Here is an 18,171-nt window from a genome sequence, read left to right on the forward strand (position 1 = left end):
CATGAGCAATCTGGTTGAAGTGAAAGTCCCGGACATCGGCGATTTCGACAGCGTGCCGGTGATCGAGCTGTTCGTGAAGGTCGGCGACACGATCAAGGTCGACGAAGCGATCGTCACCCTGGAATCGGACAAGGCGACCATGGACGTGCCGTCGCCGGTCGCCGGCACGGTCAGGGAAGTGCTGGTCCAGGTCGGCAGCAAGGTTGGCGAAGGCGCCCTGCTGATCAAGGTCGAAGCCGGCAATGCGACGGTCAACCCGGAAAATCCGGCAAAAACCGCCGCCCCGGCCAGCGCTCCGGCCCCGGTCGCGGCACCGACGGCTGCCAGCCACGGCGGCAGCGCCGACATCGAGTGCGAAATGCTCGTCCTCGGCGCCGGCCCGGGCGGCTATTCGGCCGCCTTCCGCGCCGCCGACCTCGGCCTGAAGACGGTCATCGTCGAGCGTTACGCGACGCTCGGCGGCGTCTGCCTGAACGTCGGCTGCATCCCGTCGAAGGCCCTGCTCCATGTCGCCGAGATCATCGACGAGGCGCAGCACGCCAGCGACCTCGGCGTCAGCTTCGCCGCGCCGCAGGTCGATATCGACAAGCTGCGCGCCCACAAGGACAAGGTCGTCGGCAAGCTGACCGGCGGTCTGGCCGGCATGGCCAAGGGCCGCAAGGTCGAGGTCGTGCGCGGCTACGGCCACTTCCTCGACCCGCACCATCTGGAAGTCGAGGAAACCACCGGCAGCAGCCAGGACAAGACCGGCACCAAGAAGGTCATCAAGTTCCAGCAGTGCATCATCGCCGCCGGTTCGGCGGCGGTGCATCTGCCCTTCATCCCGCGCGACCCGCGCATCGTCGACTCGACCGGCGCGCTCGAACTGCGCTTCGTGCCGGAGAAGATGCTGGTCATCGGCGGCGGCATCATCGGCCTGGAAATGGCCACGGTGTACTCGACGCTGGGCGCCAAGGTCGATGTCGTCGAAATGGCCGACGCGCTGATGCAGGGCCCCGACCGCGACGCGGTCAAGGTCTGGGAAAAGCAGAACCTGCACCGCTTCGACAAGATCATGCTGAAGACCAAGACAGTCGCCGTGGACGCCAGGGACGACGGTCTCTACGTCAAGTTCGAAGGCGAAGGCGCGCCGAGCGAAGCGGTCAAGTACGACATGATCCTGCAGGCCGCCGGCCGCGCACCGAACGGCAAGAAGTTCGCCGCCGAGAAGGCCGGCGTGATCGTCGACGAACGCGGCTTCATCCCGGTCGACAAGCAGATGCGCACCAACGTGCCGCACATCTTCGCCATCGGCGACCTGGTCGGCCAGCCGATGCTCGCCCACAAGGCAGTGCATGAAGCCCACGTCGCGGCGGAAGTTGCCGCCGGCCACAAGGCCGCCTTCGACGCCCAGGTCATCCCCGGCGTCGCCTACACCCATCCGGAAGTGGCCTGGGTCGGCTACACCGAAGAGCAGGCGAAGAAGGAAGGGCGCAAGGTCGAGGTCGCCAAGTTCCCGTGGGCGGCCAGCGGTCGCGCCATCGCCAACGGTGCCGACTACGGCTTCACCAAGCTGGTCTTCGATGCCGAGACGCACCGCGTCATCGGTGGCGCCATCGTCGGCCCGTCGGCCGGCGACATGATCGGCGAAGTCTGCCTGGCGATCGAGATGGGCTGCGACGCAGTCGACATCGGCAAGACCATCCACCCGCACCCGACGCTCGGCGAAACGGTCGGCATGGCTGCCGAAGTCGCCCACGGCTCGTGTACCGACGTGCCGCCGCCGCGCAAGAAGTAAGGTCCTCTGCGTTACGCTAGGTTCTTAGCGTTCGTATTTGGCGACGGGCTTAGCCCGTCGCCTTTTTTATGCTAAAACCCGGCGCATGACACACGCCCCCCAACTCCCCCGCCGCTCGCCGCAGGAACAGGCCCGCCTCGAGGCCATGCTGCGCGAGATGTTCGAACACCGGATCAGCTTCAACGAAGTGATCGGGCTCAAGGTCGCCTCCTTCGACCCGGCCGCCGCCCAGCTCAGCTTCGCGATGCGTCCGGAACTGGTCGGCCACTACCTCTACGGCCGCCTGCACGGCGGCGTGATCGCGGCGACCCTCGACACCGTCGGCGGCTTCGCGGCGGTCGTCGGCATCGCCGAGAAATACGCCGGCGAAACCGCCGAGCAGGTGGCGCACCGCTTCGGCCGCATCGGCACCATCGACCTGCGCACCGATTTCCTGCACCAGGGCATCGGCAAGACGTTCACCGCCACCGGCCGGATCACCCGGCTCGGCGGCCGCATCGCCTCGATCCAGATGACGCTGGAGAACGAAGCCGGCCTGCTCATCGCCACCGGCTGCGCCGCCTACGTCGTCAGCTAGAGCAGCGCCACCGACTGTTCGCCGCGTTCGTACACGACGTTGGCGCGACCGACGATCAGCGGATCGAGATTGCCGATGCGGCCGGTATCCTTGTTCGTGTAGGGCAGCTTGTGCAGGACGTAGCGCATGGCGTTGAGCCGCGCGCGCTTCTTGCAGTTCGACTTGATCACCGTCCACGGCGCGTCGGCGGTGTCGGTGTGGAAGAACATCGCTTCCTTGGCCTTGGTGTAGTCGCTCCACTTGTCGAGCGAAGCCATGTCGATCGGCGACAGCTTCCACTGCTTGAGCGGGTGCACCTTGCGCTCGCGGAAGCGGCGCCGCTGCTCTTCCTGGCTGACCGAGAACCAGAACTTGATCAGGTGGATGCCGTTGCGCACCAGCATGCGCTCGAATTCCGGCGCCTGGCGGACGAACTCGCCGTACTCGTGGTCCGAGCAGAAACCCATGACCCGCTCGACACCGGCGCGGTTGTACCAGGAGCGGTCGAAGAGCACGATCTCGCCGTTGGTCGGCAGATGCTGCACGTAGCGCTGGAAGTACCACTGGCCGCGCTCGATCTCCGAGGGCTTTTCCAGCGCGACGACGCGGGCGCCCCGCGGGTTCAGGTGTTCCATGAAGCGCTTGATGGTGCCGCCCTTGCCGGCCGCGTCGCGACCCTCGAACAGGATCACCACCTTCTGCCCGGTTTCCTTGACCCAGGCCTGGAGCTTGAGCAACTCGACCTGCAGCCGGTACTTCTGGCGCTCGTAGTTGCCCCGCTGCATCAGGTTCTTGTACGGATAGCCGCCGTCGCGCCAGTCCTTGGCCAGTTCTTCGTCGGGGTTGGCAATGCCGTCGTTGACCGCGATCCGCTGCTGCTTGAGCAGGCTCTTGAGCAGGACCAGGCCTTCCTCGTTCGGCGAGTTGGCGAGGATGTCGCGCATCGCCGCCATTTTTGCCTCCTGGGCGGCGTCGACCGCTGCATGCACGGTGAATCCTTCGATCCCGGCCGGCGTCTGCACCGGCGGTACATCGCCGCCGGCGGCCGGGCGCGGCCGCGCGACGCGCGGGCGGCGAGCCGGCTTGGTGACGGTCGTCGGCGTATCCGGTTTGTTCTTGGTAGTCGCCATGAAATCCCCTTCCCTTGTCTGCGTTGGCAAAAGGGCTATTTCACGCCGATGACGCGCGCTTGTCTAGTCCAGCAGTTCGACCGGAAGCATCGCCCGCAGCACGGTCTGCGTGTCGCCGCGGCGCAGGCGGTTGCTCAACCACCAGACGGCGCCCTTCTTGATGCTCCAGTCGGCCTCCTGGCCGGCCAGCAGCAGCGAGGCAAGACGGCCGAGCGAAGGCTGGTGGCCGACGATCAGCACCGAGCCGCTGGCATCCGGCCAGCCGCAGGCGGCGATCAGCTCGGAGACACAGGCATCGGGACCGATCTTGCGCTGGGTTTCGAAGGGCAACTTGAGCGCCTCGGCGGTCTGCTGGGTGCGGATCGCCGGACTGACGACAATGCGCGTCTCGCGCGGCATGTGCTCGTGCAACCACAGCGCCATGCGCCGGGCCTGCTTCTCGCCGCGCTCGGTGAGCCGGCGCTTCAGGTCGTCCTCGCCGTCTTCGGCCTCGGCGTGACGCCACAACAACAGATCCATCGTGACCTCCGGAAAAGCCGGCATTATGTCGCTGCGATGTTACGCCCGGATTGCAGCCGGCGCTCAGGCGAAAAGATCGGGCTGCGGCTGGCGCAGGCTGTCACGGCAGACGGTCAGGCGGACGTTGATGCCCTTGCGCCCGATCGCGTCGACGACCATCCGTCCCGCCCGGGCCTCGGCGACGACGATGACGTTGCGCGTCTGCGCCCGCGTGCGACCGACATAGAGGGCGAGATCGCCGGGTTGCGGCATCCATTTGTGCATGCCCCGGATGATAGCGGGGGCATTGGCGGCTGTCAGCCCCTTACTCGGCGCCCTCCGGCGCCGCGTCGAGCAGGTCGATGATGGCACCGACCTGGGCGAGCACCGTCTCGTCCTTGAGCGCATCGACGGCGAGGTAGATGTTGCGGGCCAGGTTGCGCGCCCGCCAGGTCACCTCGCTGACGATCTGGCGCATTTCCTCGAGCAGCCCTTGGTCGGCGATGTCCTCGCCGGACAGCACGGCGGCGTCGAGGATGCCGGTGGCGCGCAGCGACTTGGCAAAGCCCTCGAGCAGATGCGCCGCCTTGTGGCAGACCTCGACGACAAGGCCGACCGGGCTGCCGGCGACCAGCGCGTTGAGCCCGTCGCCGGCGCTCTCGAGCCGCTCGAGCAGGCGCTGGGCCTGCTCGACGCTGGCACTGCCGGTCGCCACCGGCACCGCCTTGCCGCGGGCGCGCAGGCTGCGGATGAGGACGTCGGCGGGCGCCCGTTCGAATTCCTCGGGCACGATGCGCAAGGCCAGCGAGATGCGGTCGCCGCAGGTTTCGCCCCGGGCGATCAGGGCCGCCGCCGCGTCGGCGACGGCGATCCAGCCGGCGAGGAAATGCTGCTCCTCGCGCGCCAGCTGGGCCGGGTAACCGCTGCCGTCGTGGCGTTCGTGATGCTGGCCGACGCAGGCGGCGACGCCGTGCGGCAGCGAGGTCAGGCTGCGGATCAGCAGTTGGCCGACATGCGGATGCGTGGCCACGTGCTTCCATTCGCGCGGCGTCAGTCGGCCCTGGCGTTGCAGGAACTCCGGGTTGATGTAGATCTCGCCGAGGTCGTGCAGCGCCGACGCGACCAGCAGCATCTGCGTTTCACCGGGGCTCGCCTCGAGTTGCGCGGCGATTCCGGCGCAGAGCGCGGTGACGATCTGGGTCCGCCGGTAGCTGGCGGGATCGGCATGCCGGGCGCAGGTCAGCAGCAGCATCAGCGGCGGCGGAATGTGCAGGCTGCGTCCGTCGCGCAGGATTTCACGGGCGGCGCGGGCGCCGGCGACGGCTTCGAGTTCGGGAATCTGGCCGATCAGGTCGAGGGCGCCGCCGACGACATCGGCGACACTGAGGCCGCCTTCGACCGTCAGCGAGGATTCAAGCGGCGCCCGCAGCTTGCGCAGCAGCAGGCGATCCTGCATCTCGCGCGAGATCGCGGCGCCCTTGGCCAGCAGCTTGAAGCCCTGATCGTCGTAGATGTCCTCCGTGGCAACGATGGTATGGCTGTCGGCCAGGCCGAGCAGCTTTTCAACGCAGTGCCGGTTGGAACTGTAGGCAGTCATCGGTTCGGGTCGCCCGTCGCCCGGCCAGTGCCGGCAAGGGTCGGCAGCCGCTGGCGGGAGAAGAAAGACACAATATTACAACAAGGAATGCATCGCATCCGCAGCCGGCACCGCAAATCGCCATCGGCGCTCAGCCGGTCAGCTCGGCCCGATAGCCCATCGCGGCGGCAGCCGCGAGGATTTCGTCGATATGCGCCAGACCGCGCGTATGGGCCACCACCTCGATATGCGCCCGCTCTACCGAGAGCGACGAAAATGCCCGCTGGTGCTGGACCTCGGCGATATTCGCACCGAGCTTGCCGAGCATTGCGGCAACATCGGCCAGGGCGCCGGGCACGTCGCGGACGTCGAAGCGCAGCCGGGCCAGACGCCCGGAGCGGACCATGCCGCGGCGGATGATCTCGGCCAGCAGCAGCGGCTCGATGTTGCCACCAGACAGGATCAGGCCGACCCGGCGCCCGGCGAAACGCTCGCGATGCCGCAACAATGCCGCAAGACCCGCAGCACCGGCGCCCTCGACGACGGTCTTTTCAATTTCGAGCAGCATCACGATCGCCCGCTCGAGATCGTCCTCGCCCACCAGCAGGAGGTCATGCACCCGCTCGCGGATCAGCGGCACGGTCAGCGCGCCCGGCTGGCGGACGCCGATGCCGTCGGCGATGGTCGCCTGCGCGCAGGGCGCGTGCTCGCCGTGGAATGCGTTCCAGGCGGCGGGGAAGCGCTCGGTCTGGACCCCGAAGACCTGCACCGCCGGCGCCAGCGCGCGCGCCGCCGTCGCCACGCCGCTGATCAGGCCGCCGCCGCCGACCGGGACCACCAGCGTGTCGAGGTCGGGGCACTCGGCCAGCATCTCGAGGCCGATCGTCCCCTGGCCGGCCGCCACCGCCAGGTCGTCGTAGGGATGCACCACGGTCAACTCCTGTTTTTCGGCAAAATCCAGGCCGAAGGTCCGCGCATCATCGAAAGTGTCGCCCTCGAGCATCACCGTCGCGCCGAAGCGGCGGGTGTTGTCGACCTTGACCGCCGGTGCGAAGCGCGGCATCACGATGGTCGCCGGGATGCCCAGCCGCTGCGCATGGTAGGCAACCCCCTGGGCATGGTTGCCGGCCGAGACCGCGAGCACGCCACGGGCACGCTCGACCGCCGACAGCTGGGCGAGCTTGTTGAGCGCACCGCGCTCCTTGAAGGACGCAGTGAACTGCAGGTTCTCGAACTTCAGGAAGATTTCGCAGCCGCAGATTTCGGACAATGTCCGCGACGGCACGCAAGGCGTGCGCAGGACGTGATCCGCCAGACGGGCGGCGGCAGCGTGGATGGCTTCGGCAGTCAGTGACATCGGGAGACCGGGACGGATTGGCGAAGCGCCAGTCTAGCACCCGATCAGGCCGGCTTCAGCGAGCGCAGCGGGTAGATGTCGAAGCGGCTGGACTTGCCCTCGAGCGCGTAGCCGGGCGGCCGCCCGGCGACCACCGGTGCCTTGCGCGGCCGCTTGACGACCACCCGGTGGCTCGCCAGCGCCAGGGCGGCAGCGAGCAGCGCGGGCGCATCGTCGTCGTCGCCGACCAGCGGCCGCAGCATGCTCATTTCCTTCTTGACCAGCGAGCTCTTCTCGCGGTGGGGGAACATCGGATCGAGATAGATCACCTGCGGCGGCGCTTCCGTCCACCCCGTGATCTGGGCGATGGCGTCACCCTGGCGCAGTTGCATGCGCGCGACGATCGGCGCCACCTCGGGATCGTCGGCAGCCCGTGCGAGACCGTCGCGCAGCAGCGCGGCGACCAGCGGCTGGCGCTCGATCAGCGTCACCGGACAGCCGAGCTGGGCCAGCACGAAGGCGTCGCGGCCAAGCCCGGCGGTCGCATCGAGGATCACCGGGCGAACGCCGGACTGGATGCCGACCGCCTTGGCGATCATTTGCCCGGAACCGCCGCCCTGCAGGCGGCGATGCGCCTGTGCCCCATGCAGGAAATCGACCAGCAGCGGCCCCGGCGCCTGCGGCCCGAGCTCCTGCAGCGCCAGCCCGGCCGGCCCCAGGCGCAGGACGTAGTCGGCCTCGCCGGTCAGCGCCAGTCCCAGGCTCGCCGCCAGCGCTGCCGCTGCCTCGGCAAAAGCCGGCCCGGCCGCCTCGACCCGGCCGACCGGAAGCGATGCGGGCGCCATAGCTGGATTCATCACGCGACCTCCCCGGGGTTGGCGACTGCCGCCGCACAAACGAAAACGCCAACCGGCGAGGGTTGGCGTTTTGCATTGCGAATTCTGGTGGCCAAGGGCGGAATCGAACCACCGACACGCGGATTTTCAATCCGCTGCTCTACCAACTGAGCTACTTGGCCGTAAAGAGCGCGCATTATAGCGGGGCGAAAGGCGCTTCGCAAGGGCCTTCTCGCATTTTCCGGGATTCCCGCTCAGGGACCGAGCGGCGGCGACTGCCGGTAGAGCTCGGCATAGTCGTCCGGCGGCGGCGGTGGCGGCAGCGGCGGATGCCAGGCAACGAAGACGACCTGGGCGAGTGCGCCCTTGCCGCGCGGATTCGGGCGCAGCCGGGCACGCGCCCCGTGCTGGCTGGCGATCTCCTGGACGATGGCCAGGCCGAGGCCGCTGCCTTCGGTGGTGGCGTCGTCGACACGGTAGAAACGCTCGAAAACCAGCTCGGCCTGTTCTTCGGTGATGCCGATGCCGTCATCCTCGACCTCGAGCAGGATGCTGCTGCCGTCGTCGAGGATGCGGCAGGTGACGTGGCCACCGGCCGGCGTGTAGCGGATCGCGTTGTCGATCAGGTTCTTGAGCAGCTCGCGCAGCAGGAAGGCATTGCCGGAAATCATCGCGGCCCCCTCGGCCTCGTACCCGAGGTCGATGCGCTTCTCGAGCGCGATGATCACCCAGTCCTCGACGACCTCGCGGGCAAGCTGGGCGAGGTCGGTCGGCTCGTGCTTCTGCTGGGCGATTTCGCTGCCCTCGGTACGTGCCAGCGTCAGCAGCTGGTTGACCAGGCGGCCGGCCCGGTCGACGCCGGTGGCGATCTGGCGCAGCGCATGGCGCAAGGCGGCCGGATCGGTTTCACGGACGGCGAACTGCGCCTGCGTCTTCAAACCGGTCAAGGGCGTGCGCATCTGATGGGCAGCGTCGGCGACGAAGCGCTGCTGCGCCTCGACGTTGCGCTTCATGCGTTCGAGCATCTCGTTGAACGCCTCGACCAGCGGCTCGAGCTCTTCCGGCACGCGCCGGGTGGCGATCGGCGAAAGGTCACCCGGGTCGCGATCCTCGATCGTGTTGCGCAGCCGGGTCAGCGGCCGCAGCCCGCGTGACAGGCCGAACCAGACCAGCATCACGGCGAGCGGGATGATGATGAACTGCGGCAGGATGACGCTGGCGACGATGCGGTTGGCGAGCTGGGTACGTTTCTCGGTGGTCTCGGCGACCTCGACCAGCACCCACTGCTCGACCGGCGCCTGCGGCTCGGCGATGTAGGAATAGGCGACGCGGATGTCCTGGCCCTTGTATTCCATGTCGCGGAAATAGACCTCGCCGGGCAGCACCCCGGCGACGCCGGCCAGCGCGGGAATCGGCAGGTCCTGGTCGCCGGCCAGCAGCTTGCGGTCCTGCGTCAGGACATGGAAGTAGACGCTGTCGAGCTCGTCGGCGCGCAGCATTGCCCGGGTCGAGGCGTGCAGCGAGACGACCGGCTTGCCGTCGACCAGCTGGACCTGCCGGCTGAGCGTGCCGACCAGCTCGCGCAACGACTGGTCGTAGGGAAAATTGGCGACGTTGTTGGCGAAATAGTGCGTGAAGGCGATGCTCAGCGGCCAGACGAAGAGCAGCGGCGCCAGCATCCAGTCGAGGATCTCGCCGAACAGCGAGCGCTCGGTTTCCGGCGACATCGGACCGGCATTGCCGGCACTACTCGCTTTGCGGTCGCTCAAGGCAGTAACCCAGGCCGCGCACGGTGGCGATCTTGACGCCGCCCGGCTCGAGCTTCTTGCGCAGGCGATGCACATAGACCTCGATCGCGTTGTGGCTGACCTCCTCGCCCCAGCCGCACAGGTGATCGACCAGCTGGTCCTTGCTCACCAGGCGCCCCATCCGTGCCAGCAGCACTTCGAGCAGGCCGACCTCGCGCGCCGACAGGTCGAGCGGCGCACCGTCGATCTGGGCGACCCGACCGACCTGATCGAAGCTCAGCGCACCGCACTGGATCGTCGGCGCGGTCCCGGCCGAACGCCGGGTCAGCGCCCTTACCCGCGCCTCCAGCTCGGCCAGTTCGAAAGGCTTGACCATGTAGTCGTCGGCACCGAGGTCGAGCCCCTTGACCCGGTCGTGGGTACCGTCGAGCGCGGTCAGGATCAGCACCGGCAGCTGCGAATTGCGCGCCCGCAGGCGCTTGAGCACCTCGAGGCCGGACAGCTTGGGCAGGCCGAGATCGAGGATCAGCAGATCATAGGAAACGGTAAGCAGCGCCGTATCGGCATCGAGACCGTTGGCCGCCCAATCGACGGCATAACCGGCCTGGCGCAACGAGCGGGAGAGACCATCGGCGATGATGGCATCGTCCTCGGCAATCAGAATTCGCATCTTCGAACCACCCTTTGCTGGCGTAAGCGTTTTGTAAGCCTGCCGCAGTAATCTGAGCGGGCTGTTCTCCTTTTATGGTCTAGGAGTTCGAGGCGCAAGCCCCGACTCAGGGGGCCGCCCGATCCTGCACTGGGTTGCCCCCTACCGTTTTTTTTCCCCGTGGCCGACAAGTCTAGCAAATAAAAGCACCGGCCGTTTTCCGGCCTGCCACGGGGTTGACCGTCACATTGCACGACTCAGCGCGAATGCGCGCTCGCCGCACCGATACCGGTTTCCGAACGGATCAGCTGATCCTGGAACAGGGCCCGCTCCTGCGCCGCCCGCGGCGAACGATCGAAGCGGGAGACCAGCCAGATCGCAAGGAAGGCCAGCGGCATCGAGACGATCGCCGGCGAGGCATAAGGGAAGGGCGCGCTGCCGCGCGGGTGAGCAAGCACGCTTTCCCAGACCACCGGCGACAACACCGTCAGCAGCAGCGCCGAGAACAGCCCGAGGTAACCGCCCAGCGTCGCCCCGCGCGTCGTGCAGCCACGCCAGAGGACGGCCATGAAAAGCACCGGGAAGTTGGCCGAACAGGCCACCGAGAAGGCGAGCATGACCATGAAGGCGACGTTCTGGCGCTCGAAGACGATGCCGAGGAGGACGGCGATGACGCCGAGCGCGAAGGTGGTCAGCTTGGACACCCGGCGCTCCTCTTCCGAGGTTGCCTTGCCGCGCCGCAGCACGGTTGCGTAGAGATCGTGGGAAACCGCCGAGGCGCCGGACAGCGTCAGCCCGGCAACGACCGCCAGGATGGTGGTGAAGGCAACGGCGGCAACGAAGCCGAGGAAGAGATCGCCGCCAAGCGCGCTGGCCAGATGGACGGCGGCCATGTTGGCTCCGCCGAGCAGGCCGCCGGCGACCCGGCCGCCGTTGAAGTAAGGCGCCGGATTGCCGATCAGGGCGACGATGGCACCGAAACCGATGATGAAGGTGAGGACGTAGAAGTAGCCGATCCAGAGCGTCGCCCAGGCCACCGACTTGCGCGCCTCGCGGGCATTGGCAACGGTGAAGAAGCGCATCAGGATGTGCGGCAGCCCGGCCGTGCCGAACATCAGCGCGAGCCCGACCGAAATCGCCGAAAGCGGGTCCTTGATCAATCCCCCCGGTGCCATCAGCGCGTCCTTGAGCCGGTGCAGCTCGCTCGCCCGGGCGAACAGCGCGTCCGGATCGAAGCCGACGCGCCAGAGCACGGCCACCGCCAGCAAGGTCGTGCCGGCGAGCAGCAGCACCGCCTTGTTGATCATCACCCAGGTGGTCGAGGTCATGCCGCCGAGCAGCACGTAAAGCATCATCACGATGCCGACCATGATCACCGCCGAGGCATATTCGAGGCCGAAGAGGATCTTGACCAGCTGGCCGGCGCCAACCATCTGGGCGATCAGGTAGAAGAGCACGACGACCAGCGAGCCGATCGCCGCCAGGCTGCGCACCGGCTTCTGCGCGAAGCGGTAGGCGGCGACGTCGGCGAAGGTGAACTTGCCGAGATTGCGCAGACGCTCGGCCATCAGGAAGGTGATCACCGGCCAGCCGACCAGCCAGCCGACCGAGAAGATCAGGCCGTCGAAGCCGCTGACGAAGACCAGTCCCGAGATGCCGAGGAAGGACGCGGCCGACATGTAGTCGCCGGCGATCGCCAAGCCATTCTGGAAACCGGAGATGCCGCCGCCGGGCGCGTAGAAATCGGCCGAGGAACGGCTGCGCGCGGTGGCCAGACGGGTCATCCACAGCGTCGCGCCGACACACGCGAGGAAGGTGACGATCGCCGGCCAGTTGGTCGGCTTGCGCGGCCCCAGGCCGATCGACGGCATCGCCCAGGCCATCCCGGCGAGGAGCAGCAGCGCCAGCCCCGGCAGCCAGCGGCCGAGGGCCTTCATTTGAGCACCTGGCGGCGGATTTCGGCCGCCTCCGGATCGAACTCGCGGTTGGCCCGGCGCACGTAAAGGGCGGTGAGCAGCACGGTGAGCACGATGATGCCGAGGCCGAAGGGAATGCCGAGGTTGATGGTCATGCCGGCAGCCAGCGGCCGGGCCATCCAGTCGGGACGGAAGGCGATCAGCAGGATGTAGGAAAAATAGGCGCAGACGATCAGCGCCGACAGCGCAAAGGCGTAGCGGTTGCGTTTCCCGACCAGCGCCTGAAAGCGCGGGTTCTCCCGGATCTGGGCGTAACTTGCGGCATGCTTCTGCACGTGAACCTCCCCTTGGACCCCCCGGTCCGCCGATGCAAGGGGCGCAAGAATAGCGCATTCCGGCAAATGCTGCGATGCCGCAAAAGCGCCCATGAAAAAGCCCCGCCGGAGCGGGGCTTTCGGTACAGCTAGGATGCCGGGCTGGCTTACATGCCCATGCCGCCCATACCGCCCATACCGCCCATGCCACCCATGTCGGGCATGCCGCCGGCCGGCTTGTCTTCAGCCAGTTCGGCAACCATGCACTCGGTGGTGAGCATCAGGCCAGCCACGGAGGCGGCGTTCTGCAGCGCGGTGCGGGTGACCTTGGTCGGATCCAGCACGCCCATTTCGACCATGTCGCCGTACTCGCCGGAAGCGGCGTTGTAACCGTAGTTACCCTTGCCGCGAACGACCTTGTCGACCACCACGGACGGCTCGTCGCCGGCGTTGGAAACGATTTCGCGCAGCGGGGCTTCGATCGCCTTGAGGATCAGCTTGATGCCGGCGTCCTGGTCGTGGTTCTCGCCCTTCAGGGTCTTGACCGCGGCACGGGCGCGCAGCAGGGCAACACCGCCGCCAGGAACGATGCCTTCTTCAACGGCGGCACGGGTGGCGTGCAGCGCGTCTTCGACACGGGCCTTCTTTTCCTTCATTTCGACTTCGGTGGCGGCACCGACCTTGATCACGGCAACGCCGCCGGCCAGCTTGGCCACGCGTTCCTGCAGTTTCTCGCGGTCGTAATCGGAGGTCGCTTCCTCGATCTGGACGCGGATCTGCTTGACGCGAGCCTGGATGGTGGCTTCGTCGCCGGCACCGTCGATGATCGTGGTGTTTTCCTTGGCGATTTCAACGCGCTTGGCTTGACCCAAATCCTTCAGGGTAGCCTTTTCCAGGGACAGACCGGTCTCTTCGGAGATGACGGTGCCGCCGGTCAGGATGGCGATGTCTTCGAGCATGGCCTTGCGACGGTCACCGAAGCCCGGGGCCTTGACGGCAACGGTCTTGAGGATGCCGCGGATGTTGTTGACGACCAGGGTGGCCAGCGCTTCGCCATCGACGTCTTCGGCGATGATCAGCAGCGGACGCGAGGCCTTGGCGACTTGTTCCAGGACCGGCAGCAGGTCGCGGATGTTCGAGATCTTCTTGTCGAAGAGCAGGACGAACGGGTTGTCGAGCAGGGCGATCTGCTTGTCCGGGTTGTTGATGAAGTACGGCGACAGGTAGCCGCGGTCGAACTGCATGCCTTCGACGACGTCGAGTTCGTTGGCCAGGGACTTGCCGTCTTCAACGGTGATGACGCCTTCCTTGCCGACCTTTTCCATGGCTTCGGCAATGATGTCGCCGATCGAGGAATCGGAGTTGGCGGAGATCGAACCGACCTGGGCGATTTCCTTGGTCGTCGTGCACGGCTTGGAGATCTGCTTCAGCTCTTCGATGGTGGCGGCGACGGCCTTGTCGATGCCGCGCTTGAGGTCCATCGGGTTCATGCCGGCGGCAACGTACTTCATGCCTTCGCGGACGATGGCCTGGGCCAGCACGGTGGCGGTGGTGGTGCCGTCACCGGCGATGTCGGAGGTCTTGGAAGCAACTTCCTTGACCATCTGGGCGCCCATGTTGGCGAACTTGTCCTTCAGTTCGATTTCCTTGGCGACGGAAACGCCGTCCTTGGTCACCGTCGGGCCGCCGAACGAGCGCTCGAGGACGACGTTGCGGCCCTTCGGGCCGAGGGTCACCTTGACCGCGTCGGCCAGGATGTTGATGCCTTCGACCATGCGGGCGCGGGCGGAATCACCGAATTTGACTTCTTTGGCTGCCATTTGAATAGCTCCTGAAATTTATGCTTTGAGAGAGGTCGACCGCAAAATTACTTCTGCAGGACACCCATGATGTCTTCTTCGCGCATGACCAGGACTTCCTGGCCATCGACCTTGACGGCCTGGCCGGCGTACTTGCCGAACAGGACGCGATCGCCGACCTTGACGTCGAGGGCGATCTGCTTGCCGTTGTCGTCGCGCTTGCCCGGACCGACCGCCAGGATTTCGCCCTGGTCCGGCTTCTCGCCGGCGGAATCCGGGATGACGATGCCGGAGGCGGTGGTGCGCTCGGCTTCGACGCGCTTGACGATCACGCGGTCATGCAAAGGACGAATGTTCATTGTGTTCACTCCTCAAATTGTGTTCATAACACGGAAAATTGGCCGGCCGCGTCGAACGCGGCGCCGGGACCGACAGGGGCTTGTTAGCACTCGCCGTCGGTGAGTGCTAATAATAGGGACGCCCCCGACGCATTTCAAGGGCCGTCGGTGATTTTTTTGTCGTCGGCCGGCGCCGCCAGGTAGCGGCCGAAGTAGGCGACACATTCGCTTTCGGCCAGCGGCGGGCTGAACAGATAACCCTGGAAGACATCGCAGCCCATTGCCGCCAGCGCCTCCATTTGCCCGCGCGTCTCGACGAACTCGGCAACGATCTCGACCTGCCGCGCCTTGCCCAGCGCGCAGATCGCCCGGATGATGTCGGCGTTGGCCGGGTTGCCCTGCAGGTCGCGGGTCAGCGAGCCGTCGATCTTGATCGTGTGGATGCCGAAGCGACGCAAGTGCAGCAGCGACGAATAGCCCATGCCGAAATCGTCCATCGACAGGCGCATGCCTTTTTCCGAGAGCGCCTGCAGCGTCGCGTTGGTCGCCAACTCGTCGGGAATCGCCTGCGACTCGGTGATTTCGATCTCGATTTCATGGCTTGCCAGGCCGTGCCGGCGGAGCGCCGCCGCCAGCTGGCGGGCGAAGCCCGGGTCGGCCAGCTGCGACGGCGAGACGTTGACAGCGACGCCGAGCCGGGCGAAACCGAGCGCGTTCCAGCGCGCCTTAGCCGCGCAGGCGGTCTCGATCACCCAGTAGCCGAGTTCGCGGATGCAGCCGCCGTCCTCGGCCAGATTGACCGCCACCTGCGCCGGCACCGGGCCGAACTTGCCGCTGTGCCAGCGCACCAGCGCCTCGACGCCGACCAGGCGGCCATCGCGGTCGTGCTTGGGCTGGTAATGGAGCGCCAGCGCCCCGTGGCGGATATCATCGCGCAACGCCGCCAGCAGGATCCGGCCCATGATCCCGAGTTCGTCGCTGCGCCTGATCACCATCGCCCTGACCGGCGCCTCGTTGCGCACCGCCTCGATCACCTTGCCGAGCAGGCGGGTATGACGCGCCGCGCGCAAGGCTTCGGCGCGGCGCACGAAAGGCAGGTAACACAGGGTCGCCAGGGCGATCTCGAAGACCTGCCACAAGGCGCCCCGCCAGGAATCGCTGAGCAGCCAGCCGGAAACCAGCGGCGGCGTCGTCCAGGGAATACTCACCGCGTGCAGCGCGAACAGCCCGCCATCGACGGCGAGCAGCGTCAGCAAGCCGAGCAGCAGCGGCACCGCGATGAAGGGCAGGAGATAGACCGGCGACAGCACCACCGGCAGGCCGAAGAGGATCACCTCGTTGATGTTGAACAGCGACGGCAGCAAACCCAGCCGGGCAATCCGCCACTGCGCGCCGTCGCCGGCCGCCAGCCGGATCGCGATGACCAGGCCGAGGGTGGCGCCGCTGCCGCCGAGCAGGACGAAGGAATCGATCAGGGGACGCCAGGCCAGCTGACCGTCGGGCGAGGCGCCGGCGGCGACGAAGAAGTCCCCCGCATAGAGATCGAGCAAATGCCCGCCATGCACGCCGACCGCCCAGAAGGCCTGGTTGACCAGGATCGCGACCGCCGTTGCCAGGTAGTCGCCAAGCGGCGACACCGCCAGCCAGGAAGCCAGCCGGGCGAACCAGGCGGCCAGCGGCGAGGCGCCGGAGACGGCGCCAGCCAGCAACAGGACAAGGACGCCACAGAAGATCACCGGCGTGCAGAAACGCAGCGCATGCATCAACGACTTGTCGGCATCGACCGGCACGACGACGAACATCAACCACGACCGCCCGGCCGCCCAGCGCAGCAATTCGGCCGAAGCGACACCGACGACGATGCCGAGCAGCATCGCCTCGTAACCCATCGTGCCGCCGCCAAGCGACAGCCCGAGTGAGCACAGCATGAAATTGACCAGCGCCGCCAGGCCAATCATCATCGGCGGCGGATTGTCATCGGCCTCGGGCAGCGCCGGCAGGCGGGGCAGCAGATGCAGGGCCACGACGACCGCCAGGGCCAGCCCGAAAACCCCATGACTGGCAGCGACGACGCGCTCGAGATAGCCCTCCCAGGCCAGGGCGAAGGCGGCATTCGGATAAAGCCAGCCGAGACCGCCGGGAAAATGCCGGAGCAGCGTTGCGGCAACGCCGAACAGGGTCAACGGCAGGAGCGAGACAAATGCGTCCCTGACCGCCAGCATCCACAGCCCCAGCCGGATTTTCATCGCCCCACCCCTGTCGTCGGGCGGATCATCCGCCCGCTCCCCGAAGGCGACGATTATCAGCCGGCGACGACGCACCGAACAAGTGCCAGGCGAGGCACGGGCAAGAAAAAAGGGCCGACCGGCCCTTTTCCCTCGCTTGCATCCTCAATTCACCAGCTCGGTTCGCGCTCCGGCGTCGCGGTGATCTTGTGGATGCTCAGGTCGGCACCTTCGTACTCCTCTTCCTGATCAAGGCGCAGGCCGAAAATCCGCTTCAGCGAGCCGTAGACCGCAAAACCGCCGGCGACAGCGATGGCCACGGCGAGCAAGGTCATCAGCAATTGCGGCATGAAGGCGACGCCACCGGCACCGCCGAGCGCCTTGCTGCCGAAGATGCCGGCAGCGATCCCGCCCCAGGCACCGCACAGCCCGTGCAGCGGCCAGACGCCGAGGACGTCGTCGATCTTCCAGCGGTTCTGCGTCAGCGTGAACATGACCACGAACAGCGCGCCGGCGATGGCGCCGACCACCAATGCACCCATCGGATGCATCAGGTCGGAGCCGGCACAGACGGCGACCAGGCCGGCAAGCGGACCGTTATGGACGAAGCCGGGGTCATTCTTGCCCAGCACCAGCGCCGCCAGGATGCCGCCGACCATGGCCATCAGCGAGTTGATCGCGACCAGCCCGGAAATGTTCTCGATCGTCTGCGCGCTCATCACGTTGAAGCCGAACCAGCCGACGGTCAGGATCCAGGCGCCGAGGGCGAGGAAGGGAATCGACGAGGGCGGGTGCGCCGACATCCGGCCATCCTTGGTATAGCGACCATGCCGGGCGCCGAGCAGGAGCACCGCCGGCAGCGCGATCCAGCCGCCCATCGCATGCACCACGACGGAGCCGGCAAAATCATGGAAAGGCGCACCAAAAGTGGTCGTCAGCCAGTCCTGGATGCCGAACATCTTGTTCCAGGCAATGCCTTCGAAGAACGGATAGACGAAGCCGACCAGCAGGAAGGTCGCCGCCAGCTGCGGATAGAAGCGGGCCCGCTCGGCGATGCCGCCGGAGATGATGGCCGGGATCGCTGCGGCAAAGGTGAGCAGGAAGAAGAACTTGGTCAGCTCGTAGCCGTTCTTTGCCATCAGCGTATCGACGCCGGAAAAGAAATGGATGCCGTAGGCAATGCCGTAGCCGACGAAGAAATAGGCAATCGTCGACATGCCGAAATCGGTCAGGATCTTGACCAGCGCGTTGACCTGGTTCTTTTTGCGGACCGTGCCGACCTCGAGGAAGGCGAAGCCGGCGTGCATGGCCAGGACCATGATGCCGCCGAGCAGGATGAAGAGCACGTTGGTGCCCGAGTGCAAGTTTTCCATGAAACCCCCAGAACGAAATTCTGGGGGCAGGGAAAGCAAGCACCATTCCAGTGCATCAAACCCTTTTCAAATCAGTGCGTTGAAAAATGCACCAAACCGG

16 protein-coding genes and 1 tRNA gene are annotated in these 18,171 nt (G+C 66.6%); 2 read left to right on the top strand and 15 right to left on the bottom strand.

The window, feature by feature from the left end; genetic code table 11:
- The first annotated feature begins 1 nt into the window (after nucleotide 1).
- On the top strand, nucleotides 2–1,777 hold the full coding sequence (gene lpdA, locus DFR40_RS01020; RefSeq protein WP_121456712.1) for a dihydrolipoyl dehydrogenase: 1,776 nt from the start codon (nucleotides 2–4) through the stop codon (nucleotides 1,775–1,777).
- An 85-nt stretch (nucleotides 1,778–1,862) separates the two neighbouring features.
- Entirely contained in the window at nucleotides 1,863–2,354 is a 492-nt protein-coding gene (locus DFR40_RS01025) for a thioesterase family protein (RefSeq protein WP_121456640.1), read from the top strand.
- On the opposite strand, the gene ppk2 is transcribed toward DFR40_RS01025, so the two are convergent.
- The 15 genes from ppk2 to DFR40_RS01100 all read right to left on the bottom strand — a co-directional run bounded on the left by ppk2 (nucleotide 2,351) and on the right by DFR40_RS01100 (nucleotide 18,071).
- Entirely contained in the window at nucleotides 2,351–3,463 is a 1,113-nt protein-coding gene (gene ppk2, locus DFR40_RS01030) for a polyphosphate kinase 2 (RefSeq protein ID WP_121456641.1), read from the bottom strand. The genes DFR40_RS01025 and ppk2 overlap by 4 nt on opposite strands.
- A 63-nt stretch (nucleotides 3,464–3,526) precedes the next feature.
- On the bottom strand, nucleotides 3,527–3,982 hold the full coding sequence (locus tag DFR40_RS01035; protein ID WP_121456642.1) for a SixA phosphatase family protein: 456 nt from the start codon (nucleotides 3,980–3,982) through the stop codon (nucleotides 3,527–3,529).
- 63 nt (nucleotides 3,983–4,045) lie between these two features.
- Nucleotides 4,046–4,246, bottom strand: a complete 201-nt coding sequence (locus DFR40_RS01040) for a KH domain-containing protein (RefSeq protein WP_121456643.1) — start codon at nucleotides 4,244–4,246, stop codon at nucleotides 4,046–4,048.
- 40 nt (nucleotides 4,247–4,286) lie between these two features.
- Nucleotides 4,287–5,558 carry an HD-GYP domain-containing protein gene (locus tag DFR40_RS01045; protein ID WP_121456644.1) on the bottom strand — a complete coding sequence of 424 codons (1,272 nt, stop codon included), beginning with the start codon at nucleotides 5,556–5,558 and terminating at the stop codon, nucleotides 4,287–4,289.
- Between the two features lie 130 nt (nucleotides 5,559–5,688).
- Complete coding sequence (locus DFR40_RS01050; RefSeq protein ID WP_121456645.1) at nucleotides 5,689–6,894, bottom strand: threonine ammonia-lyase; 1,206 nt, start codon at nucleotides 6,892–6,894, stop codon at nucleotides 5,689–5,691.
- Between the two features lie 44 nt (nucleotides 6,895–6,938).
- Complete coding sequence (locus DFR40_RS01055) at nucleotides 6,939–7,730, bottom strand: class I SAM-dependent methyltransferase (RefSeq protein ID WP_245985563.1); 792 nt, start codon at nucleotides 7,728–7,730, stop codon at nucleotides 6,939–6,941.
- 85 nt (nucleotides 7,731–7,815) lie between these two features.
- A tRNA-Phe gene (locus DFR40_RS01060) sits at nucleotides 7,816–7,891 on the bottom strand.
- 72 nt (nucleotides 7,892–7,963) lie between these two features.
- Nucleotides 7,964–9,436, bottom strand: a complete 1,473-nt coding sequence (locus DFR40_RS01065; protein WP_211329705.1) for a sensor histidine kinase — start codon at nucleotides 9,434–9,436, stop codon at nucleotides 7,964–7,966.
- A 19-nt stretch (nucleotides 9,437–9,455) separates the two neighbouring features.
- Entirely contained in the window at nucleotides 9,456–10,127 is a 672-nt protein-coding gene (locus tag DFR40_RS01070) for a response regulator transcription factor (RefSeq protein WP_121456647.1), read from the bottom strand.
- Nucleotides 10,128–10,363: 236 nt separating this feature from the next.
- On the bottom strand, nucleotides 10,364–12,043 hold the full coding sequence (locus DFR40_RS01075; RefSeq protein WP_121456648.1) for a cation acetate symporter: 1,680 nt from the start codon (nucleotides 12,041–12,043) through the stop codon (nucleotides 10,364–10,366).
- On the bottom strand, nucleotides 12,040–12,357 hold the full coding sequence (locus DFR40_RS01080; protein WP_211329704.1) for a DUF485 domain-containing protein: 318 nt from the start codon (nucleotides 12,355–12,357) through the stop codon (nucleotides 12,040–12,042). Before DFR40_RS01080 ends, DFR40_RS01075 begins: the two co-directional genes overlap by 4 nt.
- Nucleotides 12,358–12,503: 146 nt before the next feature.
- Nucleotides 12,504–14,156, bottom strand: coding sequence for a chaperonin GroEL (groL, locus tag DFR40_RS01085; RefSeq protein WP_121456650.1), 1,653 nt, complete (start codon nucleotides 14,154–14,156; stop codon nucleotides 12,504–12,506).
- 47 nt (nucleotides 14,157–14,203) lie between these two features.
- A complete protein-coding gene (locus DFR40_RS01090) occupies nucleotides 14,204–14,494 on the bottom strand; it encodes a co-chaperone GroES (protein ID WP_028994852.1) in 291 nt (96 codons plus the stop codon).
- Nucleotides 14,495–14,628: 134 nt separating this feature from the next.
- Nucleotides 14,629–16,719 (bottom strand): EAL domain-containing protein, encoded by a 2,091-nt coding sequence (locus DFR40_RS01095; protein ID WP_121456651.1) that lies wholly within the window; start codon nucleotides 16,717–16,719, stop codon nucleotides 14,629–14,631.
- A gap of 149 nt (nucleotides 16,720–16,868) precedes the next feature.
- Nucleotides 16,869–18,071, bottom strand: a complete 1,203-nt coding sequence (locus DFR40_RS01100) for an ammonium transporter (protein ID WP_121456652.1) — start codon at nucleotides 18,069–18,071, stop codon at nucleotides 16,869–16,871.
- Between the last annotated feature and the right edge of the window lie 100 nt (nucleotides 18,072–18,171).

This window comes from Azonexus fungiphilus (genome assembly GCF_003634965.1).
GTDB classification, from domain to species: Bacteria; Pseudomonadota; Gammaproteobacteria; order Burkholderiales; family Rhodocyclaceae; genus Azonexus; species Azonexus fungiphilus.

What these genes read in the sequence shown, in the direction of transcription:
- lpdA (WP_121456712.1), top strand. Translation starts at nt 2, where the DNA reads ATGAGCAATCTGGTTGAAGTGAAAGTCCCGGACATCGGCGATTTCGAC.
- DFR40_RS01025 (WP_121456640.1), top strand. Translation starts at nt 1,863, where the DNA reads ATGACACACGCCCCCCAACTCCCCCGCCGCTCGCCGCAGGAACAGGCC.
- ppk2 (WP_121456641.1), bottom strand. Translation starts at nt 3,463, where the DNA reads ATGGCGACTACCAAGAACAAACCGGATACGCCGACGACCGTCACCAAG.
- DFR40_RS01035 (WP_121456642.1), bottom strand. Translation starts at nt 3,982, where the DNA reads ATGGATCTGTTGTTGTGGCGTCACGCCGAGGCCGAAGACGGCGAGGAC.
- DFR40_RS01040 (WP_121456643.1), bottom strand. Translation starts at nt 4,246, where the DNA reads ATGCACAAATGGATGCCGCAACCCGGCGATCTCGCCCTCTATGTCGGT.
- DFR40_RS01045 (WP_121456644.1), bottom strand. Translation starts at nt 5,558, where the DNA reads ATGACTGCCTACAGTTCCAACCGGCACTGCGTTGAAAAGCTGCTCGGC.
- DFR40_RS01050 (WP_121456645.1), bottom strand. Translation starts at nt 6,894, where the DNA reads ATGTCACTGACTGCCGAAGCCATCCACGCTGCCGCCGCCCGTCTGGCG.
- DFR40_RS01055 (WP_245985563.1), bottom strand. Translation starts at nt 7,730, where the DNA reads ATGAATCCAGCTATGGCGCCCGCATCGCTTCCGGTCGGCCGGGTCGAG.
- DFR40_RS01065 (WP_211329705.1), bottom strand. Translation starts at nt 9,436, where the DNA reads ATGTCGCCGGAAACCGAGCGCTCGCTGTTCGGCGAGATCCTCGACTGG.
- DFR40_RS01070 (WP_121456647.1), bottom strand. Translation starts at nt 10,127, where the DNA reads ATGCGAATTCTGATTGCCGAGGACGATGCCATCATCGCCGATGGTCTC.
- DFR40_RS01075 (WP_121456648.1), bottom strand. Translation starts at nt 12,043, where the DNA reads ATGAAGGCCCTCGGCCGCTGGCTGCCGGGGCTGGCGCTGCTGCTCCTC.
- groL (WP_121456650.1), bottom strand. Translation starts at nt 14,156, where the DNA reads ATGGCAGCCAAAGAAGTCAAATTCGGTGATTCCGCCCGCGCCCGCATG.
- DFR40_RS01090 (WP_028994852.1), bottom strand. Translation starts at nt 14,494, where the DNA reads ATGAACATTCGTCCTTTGCATGACCGCGTGATCGTCAAGCGCGTCGAA.
- DFR40_RS01095 (WP_121456651.1), bottom strand. Translation starts at nt 16,719, where the DNA reads ATGAAAATCCGGCTGGGGCTGTGGATGCTGGCGGTCAGGGACGCATTT.
- DFR40_RS01100 (WP_121456652.1), bottom strand. Translation starts at nt 18,071, where the DNA reads ATGGAAAACTTGCACTCGGGCACCAACGTGCTCTTCATCCTGCTCGGC.